The organism is Corynebacterium sp. DNF00584 (assembly GCF_001552965.1).
GTDB classification, from domain to species: Bacteria; Actinomycetota; Actinomycetes; order Mycobacteriales; family Mycobacteriaceae; genus Corynebacterium; species Corynebacterium phoceense.
Window position 1 is genome coordinate 61,008 of the sequence record NZ_KQ959762.1, and the last position, 12,810, is coordinate 73,817.

The following is a 12,810-nucleotide window of genomic DNA, read 5'->3' on the forward strand; positions in this document are numbered from 1 at the left end:
CCCCGCCGCTCGCCAGCTTTGGGTTTTATCATTTCAGCCCCTCCGCGGCCGCCCGAAACGATAAAAACTCAAACCCAGCCACCGGTCAAGAGCCCTAGCTTTGGTTTTATAGCACCTCGGCATCGCCACCACGGCCCCAAACGCCATAAACCCAAAGCTAAGCCGGACCGACCCATGCCAGCTTTGGTTTTGTGGTGCTTCACCACCCCAATGAGGAGTCAAGGCGCCATAAACCCAAAGCTGGACAGAAAAGCCCGCCACGAGGCGGGGGGCTTTGCAACCGAGGTCGCCTTTGGCGACAAGGAGGCAGTCATCGAAGCGGGCGAGTGCGGGCTTGAGAACGACGTCGGCTTCGTCCGTGGGCGCGCCGCCAGCGAGGAGGGGGCCGGTGAAGATGACGCTGGTGGCTCCTTCGGACACGCCGAACTCGAATGCCGAGAGCTCCCAGGCAAGGCCAAGGGAGTGCTCGGAACCGAGTTGAAGGTTGGGCATGATGAGGATGGCCATTGAATCTCCCAACGTTGGTGGAATCCCTTTCATCTCACATCGGAGATATTTATAGTGTCCGACTCCAATTCATATGAAAATTCCCTTAGCTGCAGGAAAAGGAAATCCCCAGCGCGGTGAACGCTGGGGAGGGAGCGGCGAGCTGGACTAGCGGCGGGTACCCGGCAGGTGCGCACGCCAGGCGAAGAGCACATTGACGAAGCACGCGATGGCGAGGACCGAACCGACGATGAACAGCGTGGTGAAACCAAGGTACGGCGCCAGGGCGCTAAACAGCATAGGGATGAAGAAGCCGAGGTAGCTCACGGAGTAGTACACGGCGGTAAGCCCTGCGAGCTCGGTGTCGCCGGCGATGCGCTGGACCTCGGAGAGGCCTGCGACGAGGGCTAGGCCGTAGCCGGCGCCCATCGTCGCGGCGGCGGCGATGCCGGCGGGCAGCGAGAGCGTGTGCGCGGCGTAGGCACCGAGGATGGCGCCGACGGCGATAACAGCCATGGCGATGGCGGAGGCACGTGCAGACTTGTGCGTGTCGATGAGCTTGCCCAGCATCTGGACCGCGACGCCGCAGCCCAGGGTGATGACGGTCATCAGGCCTGAGAAGGCGATGGGCGCCTCGCCGGCGGACTTGGACAGCAGCTGGGGCAGCAGTGCGTAGGCGGCGCCGGCACAGCCGAAGACCCACGGGGCGACGGGGACGACGACGCGCAGGAACCGGCGGTGCGCGGCGGACGGGATGCGCAGCATGTCGAGCATCTCGCGCACGGTGAGATCGAGGATGGTGGTCTTTACGTCGCCGTGGCGCGGGCAGCGCGTCTCCGGAGTCTTGGTAAGCCAGATGGCGGTGACGAGTGTGAGCGCGATGTGGAGGACGTAGGCAGTGTGCGTGGGCCACGGGCCCCACTGCGCGAGAACGGAGGCCAGGCCCGCGCCCACGAGGAAGCCAGCGGTCAAGCAGAGCGACGCCTTGCGGGCGCCGGCGGACGGGTCGCCGCCCGCGCGCTGGATAAGTTCGGTCACCCACGTCGAGCCGACGGCCATGACCAGGCCCAGCGCCATGCCGCAGAGGATGCGCCCGGCGGCGATGATGAGCGGTTCGTGCGGGCCAATGGACAGCAGGAAGGAACCCAGGAGTGACAGGGGAGCGGCCGGCAGCAACATGGGGCGGCGGCCGATGAGGTCGGACAGCGGGCCACCGATGAGCAGCGCCGGGATAATGCCCAACACGTAGGCGCCCAGCAGGCCGTTGACGGTGACCTGCGAGAAGTGAGAGGTCTCGCGGTACATGACGAGCAACGGGGTGAACTCGTTGCCGCCCCAGGCCACAGCGACCATGGAGCCGGCAACGGGCCACCATGCATGGGGGCCAAAATGTAGAGGAGAGGGGGCCTCGGCGGCAGGCGCCGAGGCCTGAGAAAATGGTTCTGACTCCACTTCGGACGTGGTTGACACGGGTGTGCTCATAATTGGTTCCTCGAATTCGACAGATGAGCGTGTATTTCGGTGCGATAGGTGGGAAGGTCTCCGGCGACCAACGCGGCGGTGAGCCGCTGGTGGCCCTCGACGAAGGAACGTGCCGTCTCGACGTTGCGGCCAATCGCCGCCGCCGTGAAGCGCTGCTGGCGCTCGCGTAGGCTGTGGCCGAGCTGCGCCAGGATGGAGTTTCCGCCGTGGTCCATGATGGTTTGGTGGAAGACGGCATCGAGACGCGTGTAGTCGCGCAGATCGCCGCGGTCAAGCGCGGCGGTTTGCTCCGCGATGACGGCGGTGAGTTGCTCGCCCAACGCCGCGCGGGCGGCATCGGCAAGCTGGCAGATATGCTCCGCGCAATGGGCGTCGATGAGCTCGCGGGCATCGAAGACTTCCCGGATATCGTCCGGATGGATGGGTACGACCAGCGCGCCACGCTTGGGGTAGAGCTGCAGGAAGCCCTCGACCTCCAAGCGCAGGAACGCCTCGCGCACGGGGGTGCGCGACAGCCCGATGGCGGCGGCGACATCGCCCTCGGAAAGCAGCGTGTTCTGGGTGTAGTCGCCGCTGATGATGCGGTTCTTTACAAACTCATAGGCGCGCTCGGCAGCGGGTGGTGAACTGGTCATGGATACATCTTGTATCCATGTTGCATCCATTGCAAGTAGACACCCCACTGAGTGAGCGATAGATGCAATTCAGTGTGCCATGATGTACGAGACACAAGCAGGAAAGGAGTGACCGTGGCAGCATCCATTCCCGTGAGCCGCTGGCGCGCGCCGGGTGTCATGGTCGTCTCCGGGCTGTCGCTGTATGCGGGCGCGGCCGTCGCGGTGGGGCTCTTTGCGCAGTTCCCGCCCGTCGTCGTCGCGTGGTTTCGCATTGCTGCGGCCGGGTTTATTTTGGCGGTACTCGCGCGCCCGCGCGTGCGCGACTTCCTGGGGTGGCCCGGCTTCCATGCCGCGGTCTATGGCGTGGTGACGATGGGAATGAACATGGTCTTCTACCAGGCCATCCACTCCGTTCCGCTAGGCACGGCGGTGGCCATCGAGTTCCTCGGTCCCGTCGCCGTGGCCGCGTGGGGCTCGCGGAATTGCCGCGATTGGCTGGCGTTGGGCCTCGCGGTGGCCGGAGTGCTCATCATTTCCGGCGCGACGTGGACGACGGCCGGCGCGGGCCTGCTCTGGGCGCTTGCGGCGGGCGCGCTCTGGGCGCTCTATATCCTCGCCGGCTCCCGCGTTGCCGCCGCTGCTGCCGATGGCCGCGGCACTCGCACCACCATGGCCGTCGGGTTCTGCTGGGCCGGGCTCGCAGGGGTGCCGCTCGTGGCAGTCTTGTGGCCCTCATCCTTGTCGCTGGGCGGCGGGGCCGTGGTCGGGTTGGCGCTGGCGCTCGGCCTGCTCTCGGCAGCCATTCCGTATTCGCTCGACCAAGTGGTGCTCCGCATGGCGGGCTCGGCGTACTTCGCGCTGCTCCAGGCCATTCTGCCGCTCGTGGCCGCCGTGGTGGGCGCAGTGGCGCTGCGGCAGTGGCTCACGCTGCCGGAGATCGCGGGCATCGGGCTTGTTGTTGCGGCGGTGACGTTGCGACGCTCATAGCGTTCGCCCTTCTGTTCGGCTCGGATGAACTCCCACGATAGACTGAGCTGCATGCAGCGCTGGGTCCTACACATCGACATGGACGCGTTCTTCGCGTCGTGTGAGCAGTTGACCCGGCCTACCCTGCGCGGCCGGCCCGTCCTCGTGGGCGGGCTGTCGGGCCGCGGCGTCGTGGCGGGCGCGTCCTATGAAGCTCGCGAGTTCGGCGCGCATTCCGCCATGCCTATGTACCGCGCGCAGCAGCTCGTGGGGCTGCGCGGCGTGGTCGTGCGCCCGCGCTTTCCGGTGTATTCGGCGGCCTCGCGCCGCGTCTTTCAGTCCGTCGCCCGCCGCGTCGAGGTCTTTGAGCAGCTCTCCATCGACGAGGCCTTCCTCGAGCCGCCCGAGCTCGTGGGCGCGACGCCCGAGGAGGTCCGCGAGTGGTGCGAGGACCTGCGCCGCACGATTCGGGAAGAGACGGGCCTGCCCGCGTCCATCGGCGCAGGTTCTGGCAAGCAGTTCGCGAAAATCGGCTCTGGCGAGGCCAAACCCGACGGCGTGTACATCATTCCGGTCGAGCGCCAGCTGGACATGCTCCACCCGCTGCCCGTGACGAAGCTCTGGGGCATCGGCCCAGTGACGGGCGCGAAGCTCAACGCGATCGGCATCGTGACCATCGGCGACCTAGCGGCGATGTCGGAGAAGGAGGTCGACATCTCTATCGGCTCGACGGTGGGGCGCTCGTTGTGGCTCATGGCGCAGGGCATCGATAACCGCGTCGTCGCCCCGCGCGCCATCTCCAAGCAGATATCCACGGAGCACACGTATCCCAAAGACCTCCTCACTAAAGAGACTGTCGATGCCGCCATCGTCCGCGCCGCCGAGGGCGCCCACCGTCGCCTCCTCAAGGACGGCCGCGGCGCCCGCACCGTGACGCTTAAATTGCGCATGGCTGACTTCCACATCGAATCCCGCTCTGCCACGCTTTCGTACGCAACGGACGATCTGGACACGCTCAAGGCCACCGCATTCCGCGTTGCGCGCTACCCGGACGAGCTGGGCCCCATTCGCCTTGTGGGCGTGAGTTACTCGGGGCTTGAGGAAGCCCGCCAGGACGTGCTCTTCCCGGAACTCGACCGGCTCGCGGTGACGCGCGACGACACGGACTACGAGCCCGGCGTCTCGGACGGCCGCGTGCCCGAGCGCGTCGAGGTCGTCACCGAAGACGTCCCCGAGGACACGTGGGTGGCGACGCAGGATATCGTGCACGACGAGTACGGCCACGGCTGGGTCCAAGGCACCGGCCACGGCGTGGTGAGTGTGCGCTTCGAAACCCGTGCCACGGGCCCCGGCAAGACTCGTTCCTTCGCCGTCAACGACCCGGCGCTGCATCCCGGCGATCCGCTGGACAGCCTCGACTGGGCTGACTGGCTCGCCGCCGACGACGAGCTCGCCGATGCCCCCGCTCGCGAGTCTTAGCCGAAAAGCTCGCGCACGTCCGTGCCCGTCGCCAGCGCAGCAGCGAGCACGATGCGCGCTTGGCCCGCGTGAAGGATGCCCGAGCCCACCGCGCCCTTCGCCGCGAGCGTCGCGCCGCCGCCCTCGCCGCCGTAGATGAGCGACACCGGGCCGTGAGGCACGCGGGTGGTGAGAACGACCTGGACGCCGGCGGAGAGGGCACGGGCAAGCGCCGCGCCCATGCCCGGGCTCACATTGCCGGAGCCCATGCCCTCGACCACGAGGCCGCGGTAGCCGGCGGCCACGGCGGCATCGACAAGCTCGCCCGGCGCGCCGGGATAGGCGGCGAGCACTGTGACCTTCTGGTCTGCGAGCGGGTGGCGGGGCAGCGGGAGGACGGAGGGGAAGTCGGCCTCCGCCGCGCCGAACGCCCGCAGGGACTGCGTGTGCTCCTTGCGCGCGCCCCATGCCGGGGTGGTCATTCCTCCGAATTGGATGAGTACACCGGAGCCCTCCGCATGCAGTGCGTCGTTGAGGTTGCGGGGGCCGTCGGGCTCGGCGGCATCGAAAGGCCGCTGCGCACCGGTGAGCACGACGGGGGTAAGGCTGTCATAGAAGAGGGAGAGCGCCATGGCGGTGTCCTCGAGCGAGTCTGTGCCATGCGTGACGATGATGCGCTCCACGGTCGGGTCCGCGGCCGTCTCCATGATCATGGCGATGAGCCCGTCCAGGTCCGCGAGCGTCACGGCGGAGGAATCGAGTTGGATGTAGTCGACGGCACGCACGGGCTCGTCAAGCAAAGCCGCCAGGTCCGCGGCGGTTTTCGTGGGCACAAGCGCGCCCGAGGCGTCGGTGGTGCAGGCGATGGTTCCGCCGGTGGAGATGAGCACAGTTGTCATAGCCCCACAGCTTAGACGAGCCGTAACGCCCCGTGCTGGAAACCTGTGAATCCGGGCACGCAGCCGGGTCGTATGCCAGGCGCGGCGCAGCGCGCAGGTAGGCTTGGGCGTTATTGCCATAGAGATCCAAGGAGAAATCGTGAAGTACACCAAGCTGGCCGCCGCCGCGCTGGCACTGTCCGCCGCCACGACCCTGGCGGCCTGCTCGTCCGATGAGAACTCCAGCGACACGGCCGAGACTTCGGCCGCGTCCTCGGCTGCTGCTTCGGATACTGCGACCGCCCCGGCTGAGCTGCCCACCGCGGCTGACCTCAACGCGATCCTCGCTAAGGCCACGGATCCCAACGTTCCGCTCGAGGAGAAGACTCAGACCGTCCAGGGCGGCGAGTCCGCGCCGGAGCTCTTCGACACGATGGCCGCGTCCAAGGCCGAGTCCGGCGCGACGTTCACCGTCGTCGACCCGGTCGTGCCGGGCTACACCCCGGACAGCCTGCTTACCACCGTGGAGTTCACGACCCCGGATAACCCGAACACGCAGACCGCGGACCAGGTCGAGTTCGTCTACGAGGACGGCGTGTGGAAGCTCTCCCAGTCCTGGACGTGCACCCTGATTACCAGCACCGTCGCCCCGGAGCAGGTTCCGGCGATGTGTAACGCCCAGACCGGCGCCACCGCTGCCGATACCGCCGGTGACCCGGCCGTTTCCGGTGCCGGCGCCGGCGAGGCTGCCGATGCCCCCGCTGCCGACCCCGCAGCCCCCGCCGCCGAGGCTCCGGCTGGCGACGCCCCAGCCGAGGAAGCTCCGGTCGACGCCCCGGCCGCTGAGTAACACCTCAAGACAAACGCCCCGCTGTTGCGCGGGGCGTTTCGTCGTTTGAGCGCCGGTGGCCTCGCCGAGCGCGCATCGTCGCTGGGGAGTGACCTGGTCATCGCTGCCTGCGAGCGTGAGTACCGGCACTGTGAACTCGGCAGGTCGCGCGCGGAAGTCCCAGGCGCCGAGGGCATCGGACGCGATGGCGCCGAGAAGAACAGGAGCGTTAGTCTGCGGCGTTGGGCGAGAATTTGAGGCCGGTCTTTGTGGTCTGGACGACGGCGGGCTGTTCGCCGCCGTCCTGGCCGTAGACGACGCGGGTCATCACGTCGACGTCGCCGGCCACGGGCAGCGGCTGCGACAAATCGACGGTGAGCTTGCCGGAGGCCTGCGAGTCGGAGGATCGGACGTCGAGAGTGCCGGCAGAAGCGGTGGAGGGGGCATCGGAAGGCTGAGTGGCGGCGTCGAGCGACAGGGCGCCGAGGCTCGGGCGTTGGTCGACGTCGACGGAAAGCTGCGCGCCGGTGTCCGTGAGCGCGTCGACGGTGTAGGTGACGGTCTGGAGCAGGGGCGAGCCGCCAGCGACGCGGGACTCGACGGTCCACGTCGCGCCGGCGCCGATTTCTTCGTCGGGGAAGACGACAGGCAGCGAGACGAGCGTGGAAATGGCGGTCTCCGCGAGTGCGCGGGCCTCGTCCGTGCCCTCCTGGGGCGCAGCGAGGCGCAGCGAGGACATCTGGCCGGAGTCGACGGCGCGCCAGCCGAATTGGAAGCCCTCAGCCGAGTCGATGCGCACGTTGCCGGAGTACTCCGGTACGCCGACGGTGAAGAAGACGTTGCGGGAGGCTTCGGCTTGGCCGTCGGTGGCCTCGGAGGCTTCCTCGACGGAGCCTTTCAGCGGGAGAGTGGTGGTCTTCTCGTCGAGGCTGGAGGTCTCGAAGTCCGCTGCGCGGTCAGCTTTGACGACGTCCTGGGCGAACCCAGAGGTGACGTCGACGGTGACGGCCTGCTCTTTGCCGATGTCTGCGTAGGCGAGGACGCGCTTATCGCCGGTGCCGGCGTCCTTGACGGTCACGCGTGGGGCGTCGACATCGGAGCCGACGGCCTGTTCGACCGCGGGGCCGGGGGCTTCGTAATTACAGCCCGCGAGGGCGCCGGTGAGGAGAACTGATAAAACTGCAACACGTTTCACCCATTCCAAATTACAGGACGGGGGACCCTACAATAGACCGGGTGAGTGAGAAAGCGAAGAGATACGTGGGGATGATGGCGGCGATCATCGGGGGCGTCGCTGTCGTCGACCAAGCCGTCAAGCAGCTCATGCTGTCCATCCTCACCGAGGGCGAGCCCCTGCCCGTCCTCGGTGACTGGTTCCGTTTCTATCTGCTTTTTAACCCAGGCGCGGCGTTCTCTATGGGCGGAGCCGGCTCGACCTGGTTGTTTACGACCATCCAGCTCGCGTTCGTGGTGGGCGTGGCGATTGCCGCGCCGCGGATTACCGACCGTGGACAGGCCGTGGGTCTGGCGATGATCGCCGGCGGCGCGCTGGGCAACCTCGTCGACCGCCTCGTGCGTGAGCCGGGGTTTTGGTTCGGCCACGTGGTGGACTTCATCTCGGTGGGCAACTTCGCAGTCTTCAACATTGCGGACGCGTCGATCACGTGCGGCGTCGTCGTGTTCATCATCTTCTTGCTGTTGGAGGGTCGGAATGCGCGAGTCTCGTAGGCTGCCCGTGCCCGAGGGGCTGGAGGGCATGCGTGCCGATGCCGCCCTCGCCAAGTTGTTGGGTGTCTCCCGCGCCAAGGCCGCCAAGGCCTGCGACGCCGGCGACGTGGAGATCGACGGCGTCGCGGTGGGCAAGTCTGAGCGCCTCACCGCCGGCGGGTGGATCGACGTGGTCATGCCCGCGCCGGAGGAGCCGCTCGTGCCGAAGGAGGAGCTCGTGGAGGGCATGGACGTCCTCTACGCGGATGACGACGTCATCTGCGTTCACAAGCCCGTGGGCGTCGCGGCGCACCCGACGCTGGGCTGGGAGGGCCCGACGGTCATCGGCGGGCTCCGCGCGGCCGGCTACACGCTTTCGGACGGCGGACCGGCGGAGCGCAAGGGCATCGTGCACCGCCTCGATGTGGGCACCTCGGGCGTCATGGTTGTCGCGGCAAGCATGCGGGCGTATTCGCAGCTCAAACAGGCGTTTAAGGAACGTACCGTGAAGAAGACGTACCACGCCGTGGTGCAGGGCCTGCCGGACCCGATTGAGGGCACGATTGACGCGCCGATTGGCCGCCATCCGTCCTCGGGATGGAAATTCGCGGTCGTCGACGGCGGCAAGAACGCGGTGACTCACTACAAGCTGCTCGAAGCCTTCCGCGAGGCGAGCCTGCTCGAGGTGCACCTGGAGACCGGCCGCACGCACCAGATTCGCGTCCACATGTCCGCCACGGGGCACCCGTGCGTGGGCGACCCGATGTACGGCTGCGACCCGAACCTCGCCAAGCGGGTGGGCCTTAACCGCCAGTGGTTGCACGCGGTCAAGCTCGGCTTCACGCACCCGGGCACAGGCAAGTACTTCGAGGTGGAGGCGCCCTACCCGGCGGACCTCGAGCACGCGCTTGAGGTACTGCGCGGATGAACCAGGCCCTCGTCTATCGGCGTCGCCGCGTCGCCGCAGGGGCGGCCGCGGCGCTGCTCGTCGTCCTGGGCTTCGGCGTGTTCGGCTCCCACGGCGAGGTGCCGGTGCAGGGCGACCAGCTGGGGCCCGACGTCGAGGAGTCCCGCGAGGCGTATATCGCGCGGGTCGCGGACTCGCTCGCTGACGTGGACGAGGATCGCTACGCGCTCGTGTCCTTTACCGCGCCGCTCACCGCGCAGCAAGCCTCCGACGCGCTGGCGGACGTCCCGCGCGTGAGCGCCATGATCGTCGGCGCGGCAAGCCCGGTGCCGCTCGCGGAGCCCGTCGCGGGGGTGACGCGCGCGGATGTCTTTGAGCTCGAGTTTAGGCGCATCGATACCGCGATCGCGGGCATCGGGGAGCTGAAGAACCCGCGGACTATCTCTGCGGTGGTCGTTTACGCAGACGGGGATGTGCTGCGCAGCCTCGCTGCTCGCGACGAGGTCGTGGTCGTCGATGCCGCGCCTGCCGATGCCGCCTGGGGCAGCTTCGGCATCCGCCCGTTAGGCTCGGCTGGCTAAGGCGCGCCCCGTGGGGGTGTCGCGGCGGGCGAGCTCGGCGGGCGTGGCGTCGGCGATAATCCGGCCGCCGTCGGCACCTGCGCCGGGCCCCATCTCGAGGACGCGGTCGGCCGAAGCGATGACGGAGAGGTTGTGCTCGACGACGAGGACGGTCTGGCCGGCATCGGCGAGCTTGTGGAGCTCCGCGTTGAGCAACGCGATATCGGCGGGGTGGAGGCCCGTGGTGGGCTCGTCCAGGATGTAGACAGTGTGGCCGCGACGGGAGTTGCGGGAGCGCTGGAGCTCGGTGGCGAGCTTGATGCGCTGGGCCTCGCCGCCGGAGAGCTCCGGGGCGCCCTGGCCGAGGCGCAGGTAGCCGAGGCCGACGGACTGGAGGGTGGCGAGTGCGCGGGCGATGGGCGGTTCCTCGGCGAAGACCGCGGCGGCGTCGTCGACGGTGAGCGCGAGGACGTCGGCGATGGTGTAGCCGTTCCAGGTTATCTCGAGGGTTTCCGGGTTATAGCGGGCGCTGTGGCAGTCGGGGCACGTTGAGTACGAGCCCGGCAGGAACGCGAGCTCGACCTCGATCTGGCCTGCGCCGCCGCACGTGGGGCATTGGCCCTGCTTGACGTTGTAGGAAAAGCGGGAGACGGTCCACTTCTTCTCCTTGGCGGCGGGGGTGGCGGCGAAGAGCTTGCGGACGGCATCGAAAAGCCCGGTGTACGTGGCCAGCGTGGAGCGCGGCGTGCGGCCGATGGGCTTCTGGGTAATCTGCACCACGCGCGAGACCTGGTCGAGGCCCTCGTGTGCGCGGACCGACCAGCCGGTTTCCTCCTCGTTATCGCTCACGGCGGTGGCGGTGCTGCGCAGGAGACCGGCGAGCACGGTGGAGATGAGCGTCGACTTGCCCGAGCCCGACACACCGGCAACGGCGGTGAACTGGCCGAGTCCAAAGTCAACGTCAAGTTCCTTGATGCTGCGGCAGTTGACGCCGTGGAGGGAGAGCTCGCCGTGAGCGTCGCGGGGCGCGGCGTTGAGCTGGAGCTGGCGGGAGTGCAAGGCGTGGGAGGTGGGGGTCTCGGCAGCATAGGCGTCGATGGGGCCGGAGTAGAGGATCTCGCCGCCGGCCTCGCCTGCGAGCGGGCCGACGTCGACGAGCCAATCGGCCTGCGCGACCAAGTCCATGTCGTGCTCGACGAGGAGGACGGAGTTGCCGGCGGCGAGGAAGCGGCGGCAGATATCCATGACGGCGGTGCGCTCCTCGGGGTGGAGACCGGCCGAAGGCTCGTCGAGGACATAGGCGACGCCGAAGAGCCCGGAGCGCAGCTGGGCGGCTAGGCGCAGGCGCTGGAGCTCGCCGGGCGAGAGCGTCGCCGAGGGACGATCGAGACTTAAGTGGCCAAGCCCCAGCTCGACCGCGGACTCGAGCGCGGGGATGGCCTGTTTGAGCAGCAGCTCGGCGGCCGTGTTGTCGTGCGGCTGCGCCTGGAGCAGGGTGAGTACGTCGGCGAGGGGAAGCGCGCCGAGCTCGTCGATGCGCAGTCCCGCATACGTGACCTTGAGGGCCTTGGGGTTGAGGCGGCGGCCGCCGCAAGTGGGGCAGGTGTGGGACTCCATGAAGCGCAGGGTGCGGTCGCGTAGCGTGTCCGACTGTGTCTCGTGGAAGGTCTTGGTGAGGTAGCTCGCGACGGAGCGCCATGTGCCCTCGTAGTTGCGCTGAATTTGGTCGGCGCCGCGGTGTGGATGGACGGTGACGACGGGGCGCTCCTCGGTAAAGAGGATCCAGTCGCGGTCCTTCTGCGACAGGTCCTGCCAGGGGGAGTCGAGGTCGTAGCCGAGTTCCTCCAGAATGTCGTGGAAGTTCTTCCCTGCCCAGGCTTGCGGCCACGCCTTGATGGCGCCCTCGTTGATGGACAGTGTCGGGTCCGGGACCATGGATTCTTCTGTGGGCACGTGCTGAATGCCGGTGCCTTGGCAGTCCGGACACATGCCTTCAGGTGTGTTGGGGGAGAAGGAGTCTGAGTAGAGGCCCTCCGGGTTGTCGCCTACGCGCGAGTAAAGCAGGCGGATGGTGTTCGACATCGCGGAGACCGTGCCCACGGTGGAGCGCGCGCCGCCGCCCGAGGTGGACTGCTGGAGGGCGACCGTGGGCGGGAGCCCCTCGATGCCGCCGACCTGCGGGTCGACCGCCGAGGAGATGAGCCGGCGGGCGAACGGCGCCACGGACTCAAAATAGCGGCGCTGGCCCTCGCCGTGGATGGTGCCGAAGGCCAGAGACGACTTGCCCGAGCCCGAGACACCTGTGACCGCGACGAGTTGGCCGCGTGGGAGGTCGACGTCGACGTTGCGGAGGTTGTGCAGGTGGGCGTCGCGAACGCGGATCATGCCGGTGTCTGTCGTGAATTCCATGGCGTCCAGGGTACGCGGGGTGCGATAGGCTGGGGCGCTATGGACAACTGGCTTTCGAACGTGCGAGGGTTCGGCGCGTGGATGCCGAACTACAAGTTTGGGTTCCTCTGCGCCGTGGCGGCGCTCGTGCTGGGGCTCGGCCTTCTCGCCTTCGGCGGCGAGGCCCTCGACCGCGTGATGGGGGCCGTGGTCGCGCTTGCCGGTTCTGGTCTCCTGATAGTCATGCCGGGCTGGGCGCTCGACGCCGCGGAAGAAAAGGAGGCGCGCCGCCGGGCCAAAGAGGCGCGGCGGCGTTAGGGCATGCCGAAGTGCCCGCCGGGGTGGGGCGGGTGCTTCGGGGGTGTGTCCTAACAGAGGACGGGGTCGCCGTAGGCTGGCTGGAACCAGATGCGGCCTTGGTCGTCTTTCCAGTAGCTATCGCCGTCGGCCTTCTTTCCGTTGTGGTACCTGCACAGTGGCATCAAATTATCGAGGACTGAGAGCCCGCCTTTGTTGACGGCTACGATGTGAT

Annotated in this window: 13 protein-coding genes; 7 read left to right on the forward strand and 6 right to left on the reverse strand. The window is 67.8% G+C overall.

What is annotated here, in order from left to right; genetic code table 11:
* Window positions 1-33 precede the first annotated feature (33 nt).
* The 3 genes from HMPREF0307_RS09265 to HMPREF0307_RS09275 form a co-directional block, all read right to left on the reverse strand.
* Complete coding sequence (locus HMPREF0307_RS09265) at window positions 34-507, reverse strand: hypothetical protein (RefSeq protein ID WP_066492135.1); 474 nt, start codon at window positions 505-507, stop codon at window positions 34-36.
* 147 nt (window positions 508-654) lie between these two features.
* Entirely contained in the window at window positions 655-1,968 is a 1,314-nt protein-coding gene (locus HMPREF0307_RS09270) for an MFS transporter (protein WP_066492139.1), read from the reverse strand.
* A complete protein-coding gene (locus HMPREF0307_RS09275) occupies window positions 1,965-2,603 on the reverse strand; it encodes a GntR family transcriptional regulator (RefSeq protein ID WP_230384053.1) in 639 nt (212 codons plus the stop codon). The genes HMPREF0307_RS09270 and HMPREF0307_RS09275 overlap by 4 nt, the downstream gene beginning before the upstream one ends.
* A gap of 159 nt (window positions 2,604-2,762) precedes the next feature.
* Here HMPREF0307_RS09275 and HMPREF0307_RS09280 point away from each other — a divergent pair, with 159 nt between their 5' ends.
* Together HMPREF0307_RS09280 and HMPREF0307_RS09285 are read left to right on the forward strand one after the other, a co-directional pair.
* Window positions 2,763-3,572, forward strand: a complete 810-nt coding sequence (locus HMPREF0307_RS09280) for an EamA family transporter (protein ID WP_066492199.1) — start codon at window positions 2,763-2,765, stop codon at window positions 3,570-3,572.
* A gap of 51 nt (window positions 3,573-3,623) precedes the next feature.
* Complete coding sequence (locus tag HMPREF0307_RS09285) at window positions 3,624-5,030, forward strand: DNA polymerase IV (protein ID WP_066492143.1); 1,407 nt, start codon at window positions 3,624-3,626, stop codon at window positions 5,028-5,030.
* Here HMPREF0307_RS09285 and HMPREF0307_RS09290 read toward each other — a convergent pair.
* Window positions 5,027-5,908 (reverse strand): asparaginase, encoded by an 882-nt coding sequence (locus tag HMPREF0307_RS09290; protein WP_066492146.1) that lies wholly within the window; start codon window positions 5,906-5,908, stop codon window positions 5,027-5,029. The two genes, HMPREF0307_RS09285 and HMPREF0307_RS09290, sit on opposite strands and share 4 nt — an antisense overlap.
* 139 nt (window positions 5,909-6,047) lie before the next feature.
* Here HMPREF0307_RS09290 and HMPREF0307_RS09295 point away from each other — a divergent pair, with 139 nt between their 5' ends.
* Window positions 6,048-6,737, forward strand: a complete 690-nt coding sequence (locus tag HMPREF0307_RS09295) for a WKL family lipoprotein (RefSeq protein WP_066492156.1) — start codon at window positions 6,048-6,050, stop codon at window positions 6,735-6,737.
* Between the two features lie 208 nt (window positions 6,738-6,945).
* Here HMPREF0307_RS09295 and HMPREF0307_RS09300 read toward each other — a convergent pair whose 3' ends face one another.
* Window positions 6,946-7,911, reverse strand: coding sequence for a hypothetical protein (locus HMPREF0307_RS09300; protein ID WP_066492164.1), 966 nt, complete (start codon window positions 7,909-7,911; stop codon window positions 6,946-6,948).
* 41 nt (window positions 7,912-7,952) lie between these two features.
* On the opposite strand from HMPREF0307_RS09300, the gene lspA reads away from it, so the two are divergent.
* From lspA to HMPREF0307_RS09315, 3 genes are read left to right on the forward strand one after another with little or no spacing between them, the layout of a single operon-like run.
* Window positions 7,953-8,444 (forward strand): signal peptidase II, encoded by a 492-nt coding sequence (gene lspA / locus HMPREF0307_RS09305; RefSeq protein WP_066492168.1) that lies wholly within the window; start codon window positions 7,953-7,955, stop codon window positions 8,442-8,444.
* The gene (locus HMPREF0307_RS09310; protein WP_066492171.1) at window positions 8,428-9,351 is read left to right on the forward strand and encodes an RluA family pseudouridine synthase; all 924 of its coding nucleotides are present in this window, start codon (window positions 8,428-8,430) and stop codon (window positions 9,349-9,351) included. The genes lspA and HMPREF0307_RS09310 overlap by 17 nt, the downstream gene beginning before the upstream one ends.
* On the forward strand, window positions 9,348-9,911 hold the full coding sequence (locus tag HMPREF0307_RS09315; RefSeq protein WP_066492173.1) for a hypothetical protein: 564 nt from the start codon (window positions 9,348-9,350) through the stop codon (window positions 9,909-9,911). The genes HMPREF0307_RS09310 and HMPREF0307_RS09315 overlap by 4 nt, the downstream gene beginning before the upstream one ends.
* Here HMPREF0307_RS09315 and HMPREF0307_RS09320 read toward each other — a convergent pair.
* A complete protein-coding gene (locus HMPREF0307_RS09320) occupies window positions 9,894-12,299 on the reverse strand; it encodes an ATP-binding cassette domain-containing protein (RefSeq protein ID WP_231725134.1) in 2,406 nt (801 codons plus the stop codon). The two genes, HMPREF0307_RS09315 and HMPREF0307_RS09320, sit on opposite strands and share 18 nt — an antisense overlap.
* Window positions 12,300-12,338: 39 nt before the next feature.
* Between HMPREF0307_RS09320 and HMPREF0307_RS09325 the strand changes: the two genes are divergently transcribed.
* The gene (locus tag HMPREF0307_RS09325) at window positions 12,339-12,596 is read left to right on the forward strand and encodes a hypothetical protein (RefSeq protein ID WP_066492178.1); all 258 of its coding nucleotides are present in this window, start codon (window positions 12,339-12,341) and stop codon (window positions 12,594-12,596) included.
* Window positions 12,597-12,810 lie beyond the last annotated feature (214 nt).